Genomic DNA, 18,638 nt, shown 5'->3' with positions numbered 1-18,638 from the left:
ACAATCAGGAGAATGCGTTTTCAATTATTCAACTTTCCGTGAAAGTCCCTAACAATACGTGATAGCCTACGATGGCTGGGGCTAATCACTCTATGTCAGCACTTATCCCAATATCGGACATTTGTTGACATAGGAGCTACCATGCCGCTCAAACCTAATCGCGCTAGGGCGCTATACCCTAAAGAAATCAAACACGCCTTAAAGGTTGCTGGCGTTTGCCAAAATCCTCTCCGTAACCAACTTGTTTTACTGCTTTCTCATTGCTGCGGTTTACGCATAACAGAGATTGCTCTATTGAGGGTACGTGATGTTTTGTACTCATCTGGAGCTTTGAGAAAAGAGATTCAATTGCCAGCATCAATTACCAAATCTAATAGAACGCGGCTTGTATGGCTTCACCATAAAAACCTGCAAAGGGTTTTGGATCAATGGGTCATGTTTCGTGCTGAGAAAAAGCTTGGTACCAAGTCTCACTATTCACGATATAGAGGTCTAAACCCTGATAGTAAGCTTGTCCTAAGTAACCGTGGATCTGGCTTTAGTCTGCAACCTAAAAAACGCTTGCTTGATACTGGAGAGATTCGTACCTATTGGGCTTCAGATTCACTTGAACAGGCTATGCGTAATCTATACAAGAAATGCGGGCTGGTGGGCTGTAGTAGTCACTCTGGTAGACGCTCATTTGCCACCAACCTGATCTGCCTTCAGGATGTTGAACTTGATGTTGTAGCTAGGCTGTTGGGGCACTCTGATCCAGCCCACACGATCCCTTATATTGAGGTAAGGGCCGAACGGGTTAAGGCGATGTATGCTTGTGCTCTGGATTAGGTGGATAACAAGTGCTACTGTTCCCACTGGGAACGGATCTAAAGATGGTATTGATTTGAGTGAAATAAAAGAATTCATGGATAATTGGAATCTGCAGCCGGTTGAGGCAGCAAAGGTTCTCAAGATCCAAAAATCCAAACTTAGTGAATATGCTTCGGGGGCAAGAGTTACGCCGCCGTATATTTTGGCACACATTGAAACATTTAACCGATTGTCAGAAGCGCAAGGCAAAAAACTAATTCATAAAAGGCTTGCATAGTTCCCAATGGGAACTACAATAAAGCCATTAACTAGCTGGTTACATGGCCGATCAACTGTGAAATGCTGGTGGATATATAAAGGCTAAATAAGGAAGGAATCCCAATGGGTGAGTTAGAAAAAGCTGTGGTTACACATATCCCTGAGAAAGCGCTGACTGATGATCTAGCCAAGGATGATGTAGTTTGCGCCAGTGGGGAAATAGCAAGTTCCTTGCAATCAGCCATCGACTCTTATGAGCTTACTGAACCCCAACTGCTTGCTGCTGTAAGTTTGGCAATTGGTAAAGTAAGACCAAATGATCGGCTATTTGCAGCGATAGAGGGCGAGTCAGCTAAGGTGGTCGAGAGAGAGCGTTTGTGGAATCAATTTAACGCTCTTTTATCAAAATAATCACGGAAAGGAAATCGCGAAAAATGAAATTAAAGTTAGATTTAAAATTATTAATGAGATTGCTCGCATCCGTACTGCTGATCGCTGCGTCTTTATATGCTCATCTAATCATGGGTTATGAGCACATTGTTGTTTTGGGTGGATCGGTATTAGGTGTTCTGTTTGTTTTATGGCCTGCACTTTCGAGTGCCGCTTCTGAAGCTCGATCCAAGCCGATGCCGGAAAAATACAAAAGTGCAGAATAATTAACGGAAAGAAGTGTTATTCAGAATGAATAGATTATTTTTGGCTACTTACTTAGTTGCTCTTTGTATATTTGGATTAATTTTTTATTTCAAAAGCTACCCCCTTTACTCGTATTTTTTACTTGCTTTAGGTTGGTCTGGATTCTTCTTTATGTTCTTTGGCATGTATCGAGTCGCCGTTCATGTAGAGAGAACAGACTAACTCATCAAAGAATTGATAAGCCTATTGCATGATCTCTGATCCATGAGAGGCTGATAGATATAAAACTTTAACGGAAAGGATCGAGGGATTGAAAATGCTTACGAACACCCTAAAAAAAACCGTCACCAGCAACCAGGATTTGTCACTTGGGTTTGTGACGCTGATAGCGATTCCTGTCTTCTTGGTGTTACAGGTGGGATTAGTGCAACTCGGAATAGCTTTTGGGGGGGTGTCGTTTATTGAAGAAATGACGTGGCTGTTTACCGCAGAAGGGGAAATCAACCAGAAACTTGCCCCCTTGCTTTGTGCTTTAATAGCTATTTCTGCAGGGATGACACGACCCAACGATGGTGGGTTAGGTATAGCTATTGTGGCTTTAACCTATGCTGGTCTTTTTCATCTGATCAACTAATCACATACTTTTAACGGAAAGGCTGGGGTGGTTATGAGTAACGCGTCAGAACTTGGATATAGCTATAAACGCCAAGAGCAAAGCCTTCTACGCAAATGGCGATCATCGGTGAAGCGTGGTCAAGAGCATGAAGCTCTTACATCAAGCAAACCAAAGCTAGAGCGTAAGATTCGATCAATTTACCCCCGAGGAAAAATTGGGGATGAAATTTGTCAAACGCTGGCGTATCACACAGTTTAACGGAAAGGAATTTCGCAATGCATGCAATATTAATTGTTGGTTTTGCTATCTCAATTGCAGGTATGTTGTCTGGTCTCCTTACACCTGAGGCTGCTGTCTCTATATTCTTTGCTTCTGCAATCATTAACCTCATCCCAATGCCCAAAAAGTTAACGTCTCTTTGGAACCGGGCTGGTACAAGTTGCTCGCATGCTGAGTTGAACAAGAAACTTTAACGGAAAGGGGGCATGAAATGGACTATGAGAGCTATACAGAGTGGGAAGAACAGAAGGGTATTAGTCCTGTTTCCCCAGAAGCCGCCTATGCAGAGGAAGCATGGAATGCAGCCCTAAATCGATTAGAAACGTTGGCAAAGTCTGCTTATGAGGCCGAAGGTTGTACTAGCCCAGATGCTTCTCGCCTTCATGTTCTGATACTGGATCAAATCTCTGGTTTAAAGACTGACTAAAAGAATAACGGAAAGGATCAAACAACGTGACCACATTAACGAAAGACCAACTGGGTGAACTACTTAGTAACCAAATACCTATGATTGAGGTGAAGGCTCCAGACCTAGCTGCTGAAGATTTAGAGGTCATTCACGCCATCCTTTCAGCGCAAGGTGCAAATCTCAGCAAGTTACGGTCGGAGTACGATTTTTCTTCAGAAGACATAGACCGTATTATGGACACGATTTCTCATGTGGTTTTCAACATCAAATCTGCCGATTCATCACACGCGTTCCCTTTAACAAAGAGCTGGACGATGGACGGTGCATGTCTCTACGTCATAGAAAACGAATCATTCCAGCAGCTCGAAGAGAGGATCAAAGCAGCCTTCAATAAAGCCGTGTCCGATCAAGGCTTATAGAGTATGACTTAACAAGCTGGGTTTAACGGATAAACAATCACGGAATTGAGCCGAGCATGTTTGATCGAATTCTAAAAGTACTCGTTGGTGCGTAAATAATTTAACGGAATGGGTGTTTAAATATAACCATGAAAAACTGTCTTAATACACGAGTGTAAATTTATGAGAGCAATTAGTTTCAGCTGGATCGCTTGGGAAGCAATAACGTTCTGTTCAGCGATTTATGTTATTGGGATGTGTATTTTAGCTTCTTTAGCTTGGTTCAATATGGGGCTGCAATCACCATTAGACCTCCTTATGTCGGCTAGTAGTAGCGTATCTTTAGATGTGTACATAACAAATCAATTTGTCAGTGCTTTACTTCGTTGTCTCAGTGTTGCAATTTCAGGCTTTATCGGATTATACGTAATAAAGTGGCTTCAAAAGTCCATTCTTCCTCAAGAAGCTTTAAGGAGAGAGGAGAGCCCAGATCTTGATAAGATGCCACTTAATAAGGCTCTTTTGTTAGTTGTGTTTTTTAGCTCTATACCACTGTTTTTACTTTCTCTATACATTATTTACCGAGAACTATTTACTAATAATCCAATTTTGGTCCTATAGGATTTTCTAGATAATGTGATTGTATATTGAAGTACTTCAATCCCCCCCCCTCTGATATTAACGGAAATGAGAACCCAGACAGTGGAAGTAGCACAAACACTACCGGACTCTTTTGAAAAGACACTGAAAGAGTCAAAAAGAACCGCCGCTTTTGAAGATTGGCGAAGAAAGCTAAAGAAGGGCGACCAGTTACCACGGGGTAAGTTTTTCGCAGGTAAGAAAGCCGGAAAAGACCTTATTATTCTGGACGAAGCTTGGCGCTTAACATAACGTCACAGACATTAACGGAAATGGAGATCTCTTATGAAGAGCTGGTTAAATGAGAAAGGATTCCTTGGAGTGCGCAAAGGCATTTGGTTGTTGGATCTTTTTGGAGCCTGTGCATGTGGCCTTATTGTCTGGGTGTTACATGTAAAGCCGATTGTGGATTCAATGGTAGCCATAGGTCGAGCCCATGACATAGCCTTCGATATCATGGCTGAATCTCATAACTATTTTGTAACTTCTAATGGTGTGCATATAGAAGATCTAAATAGGCAGTGACTATGTCCCCGGACGTACGCCGCAAAACATCACTTTGTCAGTTAACTATGGATCTGGCTTTATTGAATACAATAATTTTGCTACCGATGATACTTCCGCTGGTGATGCTCACAGTGAATTTTCTTTTGGCGAACGACTAACAGGAGTTGTGGCTTTAAAATTTGGATTTGATCAGACTCACGGGGGTGATGGCTATATGCAAGTCGATGAGATCACTATTATGGGGTTTGAAGAATAACTTCATAATTTATGCGCAATAGAAACTTCTTAAAAATCAATAACTTAACTTCGCATAATGTGGATTATGTTAAATATAGAATGGGATAGAATGTAATGTAACGAATTGGCTTATGAGACCCGCTAGAGTTGATTTTGCCCCAAAAATGCCCTGTTACGTTTTTCTGGCAAAAATCTACCTTTCTACTAGGATGAATTTATATAACGTTTTTGCTGGCCAACGTCTCACCTTTTATTAAGTTGAAAATTGACCAGACAGAACACAATGTCGTGAGACAGACACATGGATACAATAATAAAAACAATAAAGTGCCATGACGGTGAACGTGCGCATGTATTAGTGGCCACATCCAGTGGCATTCCGCTTTACTACCCCAACTTGTTTATCACCAGTCAGGTCCGTTCTGCTTCTAAAGCAACGGGTACAGCTAAAGCAGCACTTCAGCATTTAAAAGTCTTATGCCTTTGGGAAACTGAGTTCAACATTGACCTCACATCCCGCATAAAACAAAAGCAATTTCTTGCTGCCTATGAGCTTGATAGCCTCAGAGACTTTTGCCAAAAGAGCCTAGCCAACAAGCGCCCACCAAAGGTTATCAGGTTTGACAGAAAGCCTGAGGCGGTTGGAAAAAATACGCAATACGACAGACTTACAGTCATTGCTGCCTACCTTGAGTTTTTGGCAAAGACCTTACATGGACACGCTATCGACAGAGAACTTAAGCAAGATATTGCGGAGCTTAAAGCCGGTGTTATTAGTCGCCGCCCTCGGCAAGAATCTAAACATTTACTAGAAGATCTGGATCGCGCACTGACGGATGAGACCTACTCAGGGCTCGTGGAGGTTATGCAGCTGAGTCATCCGAGTAATCCCTTCGCTCCTGAAATTCAATTACGTAACTGGATAATTATTGAAATATTAACCGCACTTGGGCTTCGTAAAGGCGAATTGGCCAATATCCGGCTTGATGATGTGGATCTACAGGCTCTGACGCTCAAAGTGATACGTAGGCCTGATGATAATAATGATCCTCGCAAGGACCAGCCTGTAGTCAAAACCGCTGAGCGCACCCTACCGATTTCTGAGAACCTTGCGGATGCCATTGAATACTATCAGCGCGAATATCGCAGCCAATTTAGACCTGCTAAAAAACATGGTTATCTTTTGGTGGCTCACAAAGGACCTTCGCAAGGCTCGCCGCTGACTATCAAATCCATTGATTACTTGTTTCAGCAACTCAAGATTGCACTAAATGACCCTGACATAAGCCCTCACTCATTAAGACATCAGTGGAATTACGACTATTCAATTTCGGTCGACTCTATGGAAGAACCAATGTCGGAAGCCGAAGAAATCGCAACTCGTTCTTATTTAATGGGCTGGAGCCCCACCTCAGGAATGGCAGCCAGATATAACCGGCGGCACATCAAGGAAGAGGCACATGAAGCCGTACGCACTCATCAAGACAAGTTAAAGAATATGCGGAATAAGGAGAGAAACAATGACTAATAAAGCTTTAAATACTGTTTCTCCACCCTCCTCCAATCTTGTGATTACACAGAGCGGGTATGAAATTGATTCCGCCAGTAATCGCTGGGTGCTGGATAAGGATATTACGATTACCTTAGGCGCAATAGATGCCATGGATGGAAATTCTTCAGAATTTTTAAGGAGAGCCTTTGTGGAGTTTTCGAGGGTATATACCCCTCACACTGTAAGAGGGCATTTTACTGCGGCTAGATCCTTCGCTAAATCTCACCATTCACTTAATTGTACAAACTTCTTTGAATGGGTTGAGTCAAAACCTTCTAAAGCATATCCCCAGCTTTTGAAGTTCATAATCCTTTTTGGCCACTCATTTGGCTTAAAAGGAATCGATGATGATCTCATCAATGCACTCCTCGATCATGAACTAGGCTCAAAGAGGCCCTCCTGCTTGCCACACGTCGAGACTCAGGACCCGGTTAAAGGCCCCTACTCTGACCTTGAATTACAGAACATTATGGCCAAGAGTTTATTCGCCTATACCGATGGAAAAATATCACTCAAGGCCTTCACTGCGCTGATGCTGTGTGCGCAAACGGGCCGCCGCCCAATTCAACTATCTGACTTAAAAGTAAAGGATTTAGTTGAATCACGAACGAATGATGATATCCCCGCGTACGCGATTAACTTTCCGCGCAGGAAACAGCGCAACCAAGCGTTCCGCAAGACATTTAACAAATGTCAGATTGATCAGGATCTGTGGAGGGTTTTGCAACTATGGGTTAGCCATGTGGTCGCGCACATTCAAAAAGCTATTGGTGATATTGATGAAGTATTACTTTCAGAATTCCCGATATTCCCCAATCCAGCGTTTATGCGTACTAAGTCGCTCCAGTCTTTACTTGAATACTTACATGGAGATAAGTTTCATAACCGAAGCAATACCATCTCCAGTTTGATCACATCAGTAGGTCGCACATTAGACATTACGTCTGAACGCACAGGCCAGAGTCTTGAAGTTACGCCGTATCGCTTTCGGCATACCATTGGAACGAATTCGGCAAGGGAAGGCTACGGTGCCACTGTGATTGCAGAAATTCTTGATCATACCACTGATGTTGTTGCTGGCAGCTATACCGCGAATACACCCGATATCGTAGAACGTTTAGATAAGGCCATCGCCCTGCAATTAGCGCCTTTGGCACAGGCCTTTGCTGGCGTGATTATTAAGGATGAAAGCGAAGCAGAACGCGGGGATGATCCTACCAGCAGAATAAGCGATGGTGAGGCCGCAGTGGGTTCTTGCGGTAGCTACGGATTTTGTTCAGCAGCAGCACCTATTGCATGCTACACCTGTAAAAAGTTTCAACCTTGGTTAGAAGCTCAGCACGAAGCTGTTCTTGAGCATCTATTAGAAGAGCGTGCTCGTCTCCTTAACGTGACGGGCGATTCCCGTATTGCATCCGTTAATGATCGGGTCATTGTTGCGGTGACGGAGGTCATTCTTAAGTGCAAGACTCAAAAACAAAAAGCTTTGATCGAGGTGAAACATGTCTAACGTTGTCACCTTTATACCGAAGAGCGAGAAAGCATACACTCAGAACCTGAGTGATTTCATTCACCTCTGCAAGGAGGATTTGGCCGTTTTTTCGAGTGACCCAGAATGGCACTGGGATCAAGCATGCTGGAGAGGTGCAGGGACTTTCCTGAAACACGGCCACAACTTTAATTCAAAAAACATCCATAAAGCTGCTTTAGAAACATATTTGGCCCCGGAGTTTGGGAAGTTTGCAAGGGCATATATCCGTTATCGAGCCAGCACTGTTCAAGGCCAACTTTCTCAGTTTTTTTTGCCCTTGAGAGCGCTGGAGGCGGCATTAATTCAGGTAACAGGACAGGACAGCATTGCCAAGTTAAATAACGTTGTACTGGATGAGGCGGCAGCCAAGATCCGAGAGTACACCAAGGTTCCTTCAGCACAATATGATTCGGGGCGACGTCTACAGGTTATTGCGGAGTTCATTGCAGAGAAAGCTTTAGCTCCCGCCGTAACGTGGAAACACCCTTTCCCGTCTCCAAAACGCACCAATAGCCGCTTGGACAGGGCATCGAAAGCAGAGCGCAGCAGTAAACTCCCGAGTGAGGCGGGAATCATGGCGTTGGCAGAAATTTTCTCAACGGACCCGCAAAACCCACAAGACCGTTTTACGACATCTTATGCGGCTTTGCTGATGTGCGCGCCCAGCCGGGTATCAGAAGTGCTCGATTTGAGCCTGACATGCATACACCGCGATAAAGACAGCGATGGCAATCCACAGATTGGCTTGCGGTGGCATGCTAAGAAAGGAGGTGGTCACGACATCAAGTATGTCCCTTCCTCCATGCAGGACATTGCGGTCGAAGCTGTGCGACGCTTAACCGAACTATCTGCAGAAGGTCGCAAGGTAGCAAAGTGGTATGAAGACCATAAGGGTAAGTTTTATCGGCCAGAGATGCTTCGCGATATTCCTGATGATCAACCCTTAACTTTTGATCAGCTTTGTCTTGCATTAAATGCAAAGCCTAATAAAAAAGGGCTTAATGAATTTGTAAGAGCTTATTTGAGAAAACACCCGCAGCTCTATGAAATGGTTAAAGAAAATGGCGGAAAAATTACGTTTGGGGACTTAGATCAAGTGGCGCGTGACGCGCTCCCAACAGGCTTCCCGTACTTGAATAAAGCGATCGGACTGAAATGGTCGGATGCCCTCTTTTGCTATCGACTCAATGAACTGCATTACAAACCGGTTCGCCCCTACGAACTATGGATGCCAAGTTCGAATATCTTCAATAGCCATCTAAACAGTCGTCACAACGATAGGCAGTCTATTTTTGAACGACATGGTTATACAGAAAGCGATGGTTCACCCATCACCATTACAAGCCATCAGTTCCGGCACTACTTAAATACGCTAGCCCAAAAAGGCTCCTTGGGCGAACTGGATATCGCCAAATGGTCTGGGCGCGCCAATATCCACCAGAATAATGTGTACAACCATATGACGGATGACGACCACCTTGAGCGGATCACCCGCTCCGGGGTCATGGTTAAAATTGGCAATCCCCTGCTTAAAATTCAGCAAAACGATCCCAATATGCCGGTCACTGTAGCGGACTTAGATGCTGCCACATCCCATGGCGATCGCATTGCCCACGTTACTGAGTGGGGTTTCTGCGTACATGATTTTGCCTTCTCCCCCTGCCAAAAGTGCGCGGATTGCCTGAATTGCAGTGAACAAGTATGCATCAAAGGCGATGATGAAAAGCTTAAGCGCTTAAAAGTGCAGCGCAACTTGTTGATCAAGCAACTCCAAAACGCGTTAAAGGCCCAAGATGAATCGACATGGGGAGCTAACCGCTGGGTTGCCCATCAAACAGACACCATTGAGCGTGTAGAAGCATTAATTGAAATTCTTGAATCGGATGATGTTACTGAAGGCGCAGTAATTCGATTAAAAAACGAGCATGAAGACACCCCCATTAAGCGAATGCTAGGCCCTGATTTGGATAGCCAGTCTGAACCACCTTCGGGTGTTTCCATGGATACGCTTAGGCGATTACTGACGACACAGGAGGATAACGATGGCTAAGCATATCGATGCAACAGATATAAAAAACGTAAATACGATTCTCGATAGCTGGAAAGGACCGTTGACGTGGGATGCGCTCGTAGAGGCGCTTTATAAGAAGCACAAGCGTGAAACGACGCGACAGGCACTTTACCGTAACCAAACCATCAAAGAGGCCTTCCACCACCGAAAAAAAGCCCTCTCATCAGGGGAAACGACGGACAGTGCTCCACAGTCATTAAAATCAGCGGGACAAACCATTGATCGCCTGCGCGCAAAGAATGATCGTGTGGAAAATGAAAACGAATGCTTACTCGAAATGTTTCGGATCTGGCAATACAACGCCCATAAGCACGGCCTGACAGACGCACAGCTGAATGAGCCATTACCTAGGATTGATAAAAGGAGCTAAGTGCTATGGCTAACGGTAAAGAACAGGGCCAAGAAAATGCGTTATTAGTTCAGCAGTGGATAACAGAACGCGATGCTATCGGTGACTACGTTGAATATGAACGTAATGGCAAGGTAAATCGCGCCGCGCTGTGCTCGGAGCTGGGATTTGGACGCTCGGTTGTCACTCAAAACCCAGCCGTCAAACAATTACTGATAGAGGCTGAAACCCGCTGGTACGGCACAGAAGATCAAGATACCAAAGCGCATGATGCAGCACGTAATCGTTCCGAGCAACGCGTAGCACAGACAAACAGAACCATTAATAAACTTGAAGATAAGCTCGCGGAGGCCTTAGCGGAAAACTCAGTGCTGAGAGAACGACTTGAGCGATATGAAGCAATGGATGCGATCATTCAATCAACGGGCCGCGCCCCGCGATGATTATTCAAGTTGCCAAGGTGCGCCCCTCAGGTATTCGGGGCGTCTATGAAGTACGTGAAGATGGTACGGTAAAAAGCCGCACCCTCCCCTTATGTGTAAAGTTTCCACGAGATTGCATCGAAGCTGCAACAGCAGGCACCGTTTGGTTCGTTGAAGGAAGGACAACCAAGCGCAGTTTCGTTACCAACGGCTTTACTGTTCATGAAGAACTGATTTCACCAGATGAGGTTCGATTTATCCGCCCTTCAGGTGAATTACTTATCCGCTGGATTGCACAAAACATTGAAGGGGTCGGTGATGTCAAAGCACGACGCCTTATTCGCTCCATTAGCAACCTTAATGAGGCCATTCAAAGCAGGCAGATAGATGTACTGACTCGCGTGAAAGGCATCTCAGAGCCCATCGCAAATGCGCTTATTGATCAATGGCTACCCCCTGCCCTTTACGATGTCCTTGAATGGTTGCAAGCATCCGGTTTACCAATGAATTTGGCTGACCGACTAGCAAGGGTTTATGGTGAAGCGACGCTATGCACATTAAAAACAGATCCCTTCATCCTGTTGGCCTTCGGTGTTTCCTACGATACGATTTTACAGGTGATCGATAAGCTTGAGATTCACGTAGAGGAAGAGCATTTCCTCGCAGCTATAGCTGAGCATGTCACATCTACCTACGGTAATACCTCGCAGTCAACGGCCATCCCTGCTGATGATCTATTGGAGAAGGCTGCGTATATCTGCGAACAACTCAAACTGGACCATTCCCGCCTAATCGATTCAGCGATAAAGCATGGCACCTTAGTGTCCATAGAAGATGGGTATCAAACCTTAGGCGCTGCCATACAAGAAGAAACCGTCGCCCGTTTTCTCGTTAAGTGCATGAAACGTGAAGCGGGCGCTGGGTCACTGCTGGCTAGCTGGGAACAACAGTTAAGTAAAGAACGCATTGAAATAGAATTGTCACACTTTGAGCACACGTTAGATTTCCAAATGACTGAGGAGCAGAGGAATGCTGTTATAGGCACCCTGCTCTCGCCTGTGACCGTCATTTCAGGTGGCGCGGGGACCGGCAAAACAACGATCCTCAAGGCCATACTCGCTATTTATGATCGATTGTCCGCAGGCATGGCGCAATTTCAGGTTGCCCTCTCAGGGCGTGCGGCGCAACGGATGTCTGAGAGCACAGAGCGAGGCGCAATTACCATTGCAAAGTTGATTTTTGACCATATGGGGCCGAACAAGAGATCAATGCCTGACCATTTATTACTCATCGTTGATGAAGCATCAATGGTCGATTTGCTTTCGGCATACAAGCTCGTGGGGTGTTTGCCTCACGCCACACGGATTATTTTTGTAGGTGACGCAGCGCAACTCCCCCCTGTGGGAGCGGGTCTTGTTTTCCATGCGGTTATGGAGAGCAACCTGCCTGTTTTCAATCTAACGGAGGTTAAGCGTCAGAGTGATTTCAGTGGTATTCATCGGTTGGCAGTTGGGGTTCGTGAACACGGGTATGACTCTACCCTTCTAACTAGTGAATCAGGCGATGTTCAATATCTCGCTACAGCCACGTATGAAAGCATTGTTGATGAATACTTCAAGGCCGGTGGTGCGGATGAGGCTATTGTACTAACGCCAACTCGTAGAGGTGATTTGGGCGTGGACGCCATCAACAGCTTGATACAAGCCCAGTTTGATGATGAACCCCCTACTGAACTTCATTACCTTGATGAGCTACATGGATGGATACCTTGGGTCACCCGAGCTGGCACTAAACTGCGTTTAGGCGATCAAATAATGATTACCAGAAACGATTACACCACGAATATTCGCAATGGGGATCTGGGGCGGATTATCGAAGTATATTCTGAACCGGCTGAGGATATTTATGGAGTACTGGAAATCAACGGTCGAAAGATCGAGATCACGACTGAAATACTCAACAACCTAGTACTCGGCTATGCCATTACAATACATAAGTCACAAGGCTCGCAGTGGCCCTCCTGCTTACTTTTACTGCCTAGCTATGCCGTAGGCATGATTGACCAGACTTTGCTCTATACGGCCATTACACGCCCTGTTAACAATCTGATCATAATGGGCGATAGCGGTTTAGTTGATCGCGCTATTCAAAAAGGGTCTCTCGCCCTTCAGCGTAAGACATTCCTGAAAGAACGGATTGCACATACCCTTGAGCAATTCACGGAATAAAAAACTAGGGATTCAAGTAAAGTGTTTATTGTTAGAGCTTAACTGTAAGCTTATCTAAACCTGTACTCAAAATGGACTGAGAAGTGCTGAATATAACCAACCTTTTACCAATTAATGATTTTTCAATAGAAGAAGTCAGTATCATTTTTAGCAACATAGCCCAGTGTTCATCAATATGTCAGACAGATGAGAACACGGTTGTATTTGGATCTGGCAACATAAGAGTTAAATTCAAAAAGGATGCGTCGAGAATTCTTGAGATCACGGCCCAAAAGGAATTTTGGAAAACGCATAAAAAGCAGATCATAGATACTTTCAAAAAAGCCGCGACTCCGAACAAGTTCAAAATATATAGCCGGGTTGTCTTCACATCGGGGAGAGAAGTGCTTTTTCCACCGTTTCGGTGGAGGGATGATTTCCAGTTAGGCCGTATACCTTCGGGCAACCCTAAAGCAGGTGATTATTGCCCAAAGCAGCCAAGCCTTTTTCAGTTTAAAGTCGCAGTGTGCGACATCCCCTTTTTAGACGCCTACCGAGCAGAGAAAAAATTCCAAGCCACATTTCTTCCACTTGTACCGATATTTCGCCAGCACTGTACTACTGACTTACATTGCGATATGAACTCAACGATAGGTTTTGACTGGGCGCTCAGCGAAACTGAGGGCGGTTATACCAGCAGCTTCAGTCAACTTGGGTACCATCTTGAGAGCAGTCTTAGCAAGCAAGACTGGCATGCCTATAGCCAACCTGAAATCAAACACCTTCCTATAGAAGGAATGGATTTTTATTGGCTTTCAGCCTCGTCTGTTTCGACTACATATCAAGCATATGAGCAACTCTCAGAAGAAGACAAGGATCTATTTCTTCTTGGTTGTGAATGGTTTGTAAAGTCGATTACCGCACGCAACTCAACGGATAAATTTTTATTCATGATGATCATGCTTGAAATATTTTTGCCTAACGAATCTTCAAGTTGTGGTGAGTGCGGCCAGCCTAAATTCGGAATTAATCAAAAATTTAAAACTTATATTCCGGAAGTCATCGGAGAAAGATGGACAATTAATTTCACCAAGATTCTTAGCGATCTGTATTCGCTTCGCAGCAAGATCGCTCATCAGGGAATGGCTGTTGCTCAACATACTAGCAGTTTAATTCCAGCGTCATGTAGAGAGGACAGCCAAGTAAGATATCTAGTCGAACTTGGGCGGCAATTTCTGGTTTCTTGGCTTTTTAGAAAACAGTCAAAGGATTAGATAGCTGCTTGCCGCTTGAACTCTAAGATGCAAAAGTCTGGATTTGATCTAACAGAAGCGTCTGCTTTCGACACAGGCTGTGTGAAAACGTTTTAGCTTCGCAAAATTGGTCATAAAATCATCACAAAACGCGCACGAGAGCTTTCCTCTTCAATGTCTGATCCCAGAAAATAAATTTGGAAGCCTGTGCTCACTCGCTGTATTAGTTTTCACACAGTCTGGACACAAAGCGGACATTAACTTCACTGGGTTGCACGCCTTTCATGAAGGAAAATCTTTCAGACAACAACGGCCTGATGGGTTTCTTGCATCACAAGCACAAGTCTGTTTTTTTGTTTGATCTAAGACATAAGCTTTGACCCTCTGATCTTTTATATAGTCTCCACGAGAAACGCCAAAGCAATAGCACAAAGTAGCCATCTCGGAACTATTTTTCTGGCCTATCGGGGTTCGCAATTGATCTTGAGTTATAACTTTGTTTGATGCCGAGAAATAGACAACCCTGCATTCAGGATCATCGCAAAAATAAAAAGCTTCCCCATCATCATCCCAGTTCCAAGGTTCAACAATATGGTGAATGATTGTCGAAACACGTACCTCTACATATTCTTTCCCGTTTACTGGGCATGCATGCCTATTCCCTTGTGTTCTTGTTTTCTGTGCATTACCGCAACAACTCGACATAGCTAATTGACCCATTGGAAAACGATATGAGGATGATAGCACTCCTAGACCGCACTCTAAGTCGGAAGTAAGTTGATAACTTATGCGGTATTGGACTGAGAAGCATTACTGGATTAACAACAGCTTGTTCTTTCCTGTATTGGGGGGCAAGGAACTGTGCCATAGGAGCAGTAGACACAGCAATCACCAGAACGTGGTTTTAGTAAGATCCCGCAACCCTCACATTTGTAAAACCATTGACACGCATCAGTTGGCATTGATTCCATTTTTGCATGCCCGCATTCAGGACAGGTAATTGTCGATTCCAAAATAATCTTGTTATTCATTACAACCCCTTATGCTCTCGAATGGTTTGGCAAACTTGGCGTGGTGGTGAAATTAAATCCCATAAGGACACACAAAGCATGAGCGTAAGGGCGATATAAAACATGTAAGTACTCCAAGCATCTGTCCAAAATAGATACAGAGTAGCAAGCACCATAACAGGCCCTAAAATAGCCAAAATTCCTCTCAGATGTCGTTTATGTGACCACCATGAGAATAATCCAGCGATAAGAGCGATAACCGCAAATAACGGAAGCAGGGTATTAATGAAAACACCTTCAAATTGTGCCAGAACCCCCATTCCTAATGCAGAACCTAAAGCCCCCAATACAGGGAAGCACGATGCACACCCCATCGCCGAGACGATAGCTCCCAAAACCCCTAGCCTTTCAGTAAGCATTGATAACTGCATATCTAATATCTCAAAACAATCTGATACATCGAGTATAAACTCCGTACTATGGTACGGAGTCAAGCATGAATCATTTGTCCTGTGAGATAGCGTCAATGATAGGGCAGGAGGATTTAAGGCTGTTGTCTTCACATGAATTGATCAATGCCTCTAACGTATTTGCGATTGAGCATAGATCTTTTATTTTATCTTTGACATCAACAAGCTTACTGGATGCTAACTGCTTGGTTTGGTCACAGTTTGCCTCTCCAAGTGAAAGCAGAGTTCTGATTTCAACGAGACTAAAACCAAGCTTCTTGGCCCGCTGTATGAACTGTAACTGCTGAACATCTTTATCAGTGTAGGTTCGATATCCTGAATCAGGTTTCGAAGGCTCTAGGATAAGCCCTATGCGTTGGTAATATCTTATAGTTTCAACACTCACACCAGCCTGTTTAGCAACTGTGCTGATAGTCAGTTTACTCATTGATTTAATCATCCGTTCTGATTATTTGGTGACTGATTAATACTATAGTCTCCAACATGGATGAATCTAATGTCCGCTTTTGGCACTTTTGAGACATGTTGACCCAGAACTGATCTGACAACATCTGTCAAATCAAATCCAGATTTTCACTCTAAGATAGCTTGAAGTGAGCTTTCTTTTGGTTTCAGTCAACTTTTGGGCGTTCCCTGCCCTGATTAAGCATCGCATGAAGCAAGCAAGCGCAAAGCATAGGACTCTGAGGCATCTTTGACCCAAGCTTTATTGACTAAAAGCATCCACCATAAGCCCATCAATAATGATAAGCCAAAGCATACAATGAGCACAGACTGTTCAAATGGCAGTTCATTGGGGCTTGTGAGTTGCGTGTAATACCATATGCTGATGAGCGCAGATGGCAAAGAAGAAAGCGACACCCCAAACCATTTTATTCCGTAGCAATTCCTTCTAAACCCGTAACTGATATTTTCATTAAAAAGCATACTAAACCGATTTAAATCTCGAGTTTGCTCCAACAGCCAAGTTACGGCTGCTGCATAAGCATGATCAGCTTTTCTTGGGTTTTCAGCTTCTTCGTCATTAGTAGGGGCAGCCCATCCATTGATGTTTTCGGCTAAATAATTATGGTATCTCGCCTTGGTTACAGGATCGATACTGCTGTCACTGTGCCGCAGCATCCTTGTTGTTGGTTTTTCTCCCCAAGCATCAAAAAGCTTCTTTTCAATGATGCGCCCCCTATATCTTGCAAAATGCGCCAAGCCCGTAACAAAACCAAAGATAACGAGCACGCTTACTGCGCCTGCAAATAGCTCATACAAATCAGGAAAAAGTGCGTAAATGGACACTGTTAATGGTAATAACGCAAGAAGTGCAGGTCTTACTCGGGCATTGAGGCTATATCTATCAAAATAATCAGACAACATTCAGTGACCACCCTTGATCTTTTAGAGTTAGTTTTAACGTCCCTTTATCCTGCGTAGTAAACACTTTATTGCCTTGTTTGGAGCCTTGGGTATACCGTTCGTATAGATCAATTGCTTCTGAATCAGGATGACCATGGGCATTATCGCCCACGGAGATAATCGTCATATCAGGGTTAATGGCTTTGATATGGCCGATGTAATAGTATTTGTCATCAGCGGGATCGTCAAAGAAACTAATGGAACCATGATGCGCTCCCATGAGAATAGAAGCCTTAACATCAGCCTCGTTATAATCCTGCATAATTGCCGATTTCCAAGTCTCAGCATCGCAATCACCAGTTAAGATGACGCTTGACCCGCAGTTCGAAGAATTCCAATGCTCAACTTTAATGACTAACCCTTGCGCATTAGCATTTTTTTCTAATCGTTCATCCTTCGCGCTTAAATAGCGCAACCGAGTCATTCCTAAATCTTCTCGGGTTTTCTTTTTCTTAACCCGATTACCCACCCTACGACGCAAATCCATATAGTCTTTATATTCTGAGGATGTGGTTGTTGTGCCGGGGTGATCGCTATCCCATATGCTTTGAATCGGGAAATAATCGTGAATTTTTTTAATCCCGCGCATGTGGTCTGCATCACGATGGGTGCAGATAAAGGCTGTAATTGGGGTGTACCAGCCAATTACACTTGCCATATAGGAAAGAACCTTTTCCTCATTGTCATTCGTGACGTTGCAGTCGCAAAGGTAATATTTGCCATCAGTTGCTTCCATCAAAACCATATTACCTTGACCGACATCGATAAAGTGTATAACTGTGCTCAATTGACGCTCCTTGTTAAGCAATTACATTGCATAGACGTTCGTCTATGGCTGAGTAATAGTGATACTAACCAACCTTCAACTTGGTTGCACGAACAGTAAAGGTTATATGTGGCATTTGTTATGTTTGATTACTTTCAAAAGGCCCTAAAACGTTTAAACATTACGCTAATCATTACAGGCTAATGAAAGAGAGTATTAATAAAGCTGTTAAGGCTGGATTTTTATTGGGGTCTGAAGTCACTCACTCATTCATTAAGTGATATATCCTAGGTAGAAGTTAAATACAGAATGCCGTTCTGAATTATACCATATTTAAGGGTAAAATATTACCATCTACGATTCATCAATCCATGCCAGCGTCAATTGCAGGATGCTTATAGTACCCATGATTGTCGCTATCAAAGAATGGCTCTTCCCCGTCTAGTAAATTTAAAACCGATTGTAAGGTGAAATATTCCTTTTCATCGAACGGACAATCCCATTCATCCTCATGAGGAGATCGGTCGCGCAGTTCTTTCATTCGCGCTTCAATAGTTTTACGAAGCTTAGTCATAATATGTGCTTACCTTATCTGAGGTTTTGTTATTAATTTTGCTACATTTAAATGCAGGATGACTCATTAGGCTTTGTTTAAAATTACATCGCAGCCAGAACAGCCCGTTTCTTACAGGCGATAATGTTTTACTAGAAATTAAGCACACCCATCCTTCGGATGGGCATGCCAGTTTTGAATCAGCAGCAGCCAGACGTAACTAAAAAGCAACGCCCGCTTACTGGTCGGTCAGGTAGG

At 43.9% G+C, this 18,638-nt stretch carries 26 protein-coding genes; 19 read left to right on the top strand and 7 right to left on the bottom strand.

Annotated elements, in window-relative coordinates; translation table 11 throughout:
- Positions 1-141: 141 nt before the first annotated feature.
- From ACMXYT_RS23250 to ACMXYT_RS23160, 19 genes are all read left to right on the top strand, one after another.
- On the top strand, positions 142-828 hold the full coding sequence (locus ACMXYT_RS23250) for a tyrosine-type recombinase/integrase (protein WP_415912801.1): 687 nt from the start codon (positions 142-144) through the stop codon (positions 826-828).
- Positions 809-1,087: a hypothetical protein gene (locus ACMXYT_RS23245; protein WP_415913439.1), complete on the top strand. Its 279-nt coding sequence runs from the start codon at positions 809-811 to the stop codon at positions 1,085-1,087. The genes ACMXYT_RS23250 and ACMXYT_RS23245 overlap by 20 nt, the downstream gene beginning before the upstream one ends.
- A gap of 104 nt (positions 1,088-1,191) precedes the next feature.
- Positions 1,192-1,479 carry a hypothetical protein gene (locus ACMXYT_RS23240; protein ID WP_415912800.1) on the top strand — a complete coding sequence of 96 codons (288 nt, stop codon included), beginning with the start codon at positions 1,192-1,194 and terminating at the stop codon, positions 1,477-1,479.
- Positions 1,480-1,502: 23 nt separating this feature from the next.
- Positions 1,503-1,724 (top strand): hypothetical protein, encoded by a 222-nt coding sequence (locus ACMXYT_RS23235; protein WP_415912799.1) that lies wholly within the window; start codon positions 1,503-1,505, stop codon positions 1,722-1,724.
- A gap of 296 nt (positions 1,725-2,020) precedes the next feature.
- Complete coding sequence (locus ACMXYT_RS23230; protein WP_415912798.1) at positions 2,021-2,338, top strand: hypothetical protein; 318 nt, start codon at positions 2,021-2,023, stop codon at positions 2,336-2,338.
- A 33-nt stretch (positions 2,339-2,371) separates the two neighbouring features.
- Positions 2,372-2,578 (top strand): hypothetical protein, encoded by a 207-nt coding sequence (locus tag ACMXYT_RS23225; protein WP_415912797.1) that lies wholly within the window; start codon positions 2,372-2,374, stop codon positions 2,576-2,578.
- 17 nt (positions 2,579-2,595) lie between these two features.
- The gene (locus ACMXYT_RS23220; RefSeq protein WP_415912796.1) at positions 2,596-2,793 is read left to right on the top strand and encodes a hypothetical protein; all 198 of its coding nucleotides are present in this window, start codon (positions 2,596-2,598) and stop codon (positions 2,791-2,793) included.
- Positions 2,794-2,810: 17 nt separating this feature from the next.
- Positions 2,811-3,026, top strand: coding sequence for a hypothetical protein (locus tag ACMXYT_RS23215; RefSeq protein ID WP_415912795.1), 216 nt, complete (start codon positions 2,811-2,813; stop codon positions 3,024-3,026).
- A 26-nt stretch (positions 3,027-3,052) separates the two neighbouring features.
- Positions 3,053-3,427: a hypothetical protein gene (locus tag ACMXYT_RS23210; protein ID WP_415912794.1), complete on the top strand. Its 375-nt coding sequence runs from the start codon at positions 3,053-3,055 to the stop codon at positions 3,425-3,427.
- 681 nt (positions 3,428-4,108) lie between these two features.
- Positions 4,109-4,297 carry a hypothetical protein gene (locus ACMXYT_RS23205; RefSeq protein WP_415912793.1) on the top strand — a complete coding sequence of 63 codons (189 nt, stop codon included), beginning with the start codon at positions 4,109-4,111 and terminating at the stop codon, positions 4,295-4,297.
- Positions 4,298-4,330: 33 nt separating this feature from the next.
- Positions 4,331-4,570: a hypothetical protein gene (locus ACMXYT_RS23200; protein ID WP_415912792.1), complete on the top strand. Its 240-nt coding sequence runs from the start codon at positions 4,331-4,333 to the stop codon at positions 4,568-4,570.
- Between the two features lie 34 nt (positions 4,571-4,604).
- Entirely contained in the window at positions 4,605-4,808 is a 204-nt protein-coding gene (locus tag ACMXYT_RS23195; protein ID WP_415912791.1) for a hypothetical protein, read from the top strand.
- A 282-nt stretch (positions 4,809-5,090) separates the two neighbouring features.
- On the top strand, positions 5,091-6,317 hold the full coding sequence (locus ACMXYT_RS23190; protein WP_415912790.1) for a tyrosine-type recombinase/integrase: 1,227 nt from the start codon (positions 5,091-5,093) through the stop codon (positions 6,315-6,317).
- Positions 6,310-7,851, top strand: a complete 1,542-nt coding sequence (locus tag ACMXYT_RS23185; RefSeq protein WP_415912789.1) for a site-specific integrase — start codon at positions 6,310-6,312, stop codon at positions 7,849-7,851. Before ACMXYT_RS23190 ends, ACMXYT_RS23185 begins: the two co-directional genes overlap by 8 nt.
- Positions 7,844-9,922 carry a hypothetical protein gene (locus tag ACMXYT_RS23180; protein WP_415912788.1) on the top strand — a complete coding sequence of 693 codons (2,079 nt, stop codon included), beginning with the start codon at positions 7,844-7,846 and terminating at the stop codon, positions 9,920-9,922. The genes ACMXYT_RS23185 and ACMXYT_RS23180 overlap by 8 nt, the downstream gene beginning before the upstream one ends.
- Complete coding sequence (locus tag ACMXYT_RS23175; protein WP_415912787.1) at positions 9,915-10,313, top strand: hypothetical protein; 399 nt, start codon at positions 9,915-9,917, stop codon at positions 10,311-10,313. Before ACMXYT_RS23180 ends, ACMXYT_RS23175 begins: the two co-directional genes overlap by 8 nt.
- 5 nt (positions 10,314-10,318) lie before the next feature.
- On the top strand, positions 10,319-10,735 hold the full coding sequence (locus tag ACMXYT_RS23170) for a hypothetical protein (RefSeq protein ID WP_415912786.1): 417 nt from the start codon (positions 10,319-10,321) through the stop codon (positions 10,733-10,735).
- A complete protein-coding gene (locus tag ACMXYT_RS23165) occupies positions 10,732-12,942 on the top strand; it encodes an AAA family ATPase (RefSeq protein ID WP_415912785.1) in 2,211 nt (736 codons plus the stop codon). Before ACMXYT_RS23170 ends, ACMXYT_RS23165 begins: the two co-directional genes overlap by 4 nt.
- An 83-nt stretch (positions 12,943-13,025) precedes the next feature.
- Complete coding sequence (locus ACMXYT_RS23160) at positions 13,026-14,195, top strand: hypothetical protein (RefSeq protein ID WP_415912784.1); 1,170 nt, start codon at positions 13,026-13,028, stop codon at positions 14,193-14,195.
- 261 nt (positions 14,196-14,456) lie between these two features.
- Here the strand turns inward: ACMXYT_RS23160 and ACMXYT_RS23155 are convergent, their stop codons facing one another.
- The 7 genes from ACMXYT_RS23155 to ACMXYT_RS23125 all read right to left on the bottom strand — a co-directional run bounded on the left by ACMXYT_RS23155 (position 14,457) and on the right by ACMXYT_RS23125 (position 18,401).
- On the bottom strand, positions 14,457-14,879 hold the full coding sequence (locus tag ACMXYT_RS23155; protein ID WP_415912783.1) for a putative iron-sulfur cluster-binding metallochaperone: 423 nt from the start codon (positions 14,877-14,879) through the stop codon (positions 14,457-14,459).
- Positions 14,880-14,992: 113 nt separating this feature from the next.
- Positions 14,993-15,205 carry a GDCCVxC domain-containing (seleno)protein gene (locus tag ACMXYT_RS23150; RefSeq protein ID WP_415900918.1) on the bottom strand — a complete coding sequence of 71 codons (213 nt, stop codon included), beginning with the start codon at positions 15,203-15,205 and terminating at the stop codon, positions 14,993-14,995.
- The gene (gene merC, locus ACMXYT_RS23145; protein WP_415912782.1) at positions 15,205-15,615 is read right to left on the bottom strand and encodes an organomercurial transporter MerC; all 411 of its coding nucleotides are present in this window, start codon (positions 15,613-15,615) and stop codon (positions 15,205-15,207) included. Before merC ends, ACMXYT_RS23150 begins: the two co-directional genes overlap by 1 nt.
- Positions 15,616-15,685: 70 nt before the next feature.
- Positions 15,686-16,081, bottom strand: coding sequence for a MerR family transcriptional regulator (locus ACMXYT_RS23140; protein WP_415900916.1), 396 nt, complete (start codon positions 16,079-16,081; stop codon positions 15,686-15,688).
- 215 nt (positions 16,082-16,296) lie between these two features.
- Positions 16,297-17,022, bottom strand: coding sequence for a hypothetical protein (locus ACMXYT_RS23135; protein WP_415912781.1), 726 nt, complete (start codon positions 17,020-17,022; stop codon positions 16,297-16,299).
- On the bottom strand, positions 17,012-17,848 hold the full coding sequence (locus tag ACMXYT_RS23130) for a ComEC/Rec2 family competence protein (protein ID WP_415912780.1): 837 nt from the start codon (positions 17,846-17,848) through the stop codon (positions 17,012-17,014). The genes ACMXYT_RS23135 and ACMXYT_RS23130 overlap by 11 nt, the downstream gene beginning before the upstream one ends.
- Positions 17,849-18,191: 343 nt before the next feature.
- On the bottom strand, positions 18,192-18,401 hold the full coding sequence (locus tag ACMXYT_RS23125; RefSeq protein WP_415912779.1) for a hypothetical protein: 210 nt from the start codon (positions 18,399-18,401) through the stop codon (positions 18,192-18,194).
- Between the last annotated feature and the right edge of the window lie 237 nt (positions 18,402-18,638).

The organism is Neptuniibacter sp. QD37_11, from assembly GCF_047778105.1.
Taxonomy (GTDB): Bacteria; Pseudomonadota; Gammaproteobacteria; order Pseudomonadales; family Balneatricaceae; genus Neptuniibacter.
The sequence above is the reverse complement of the archived record's forward strand: the minus strand, read 5'-3'. Positions and strand labels throughout refer to the sequence as shown.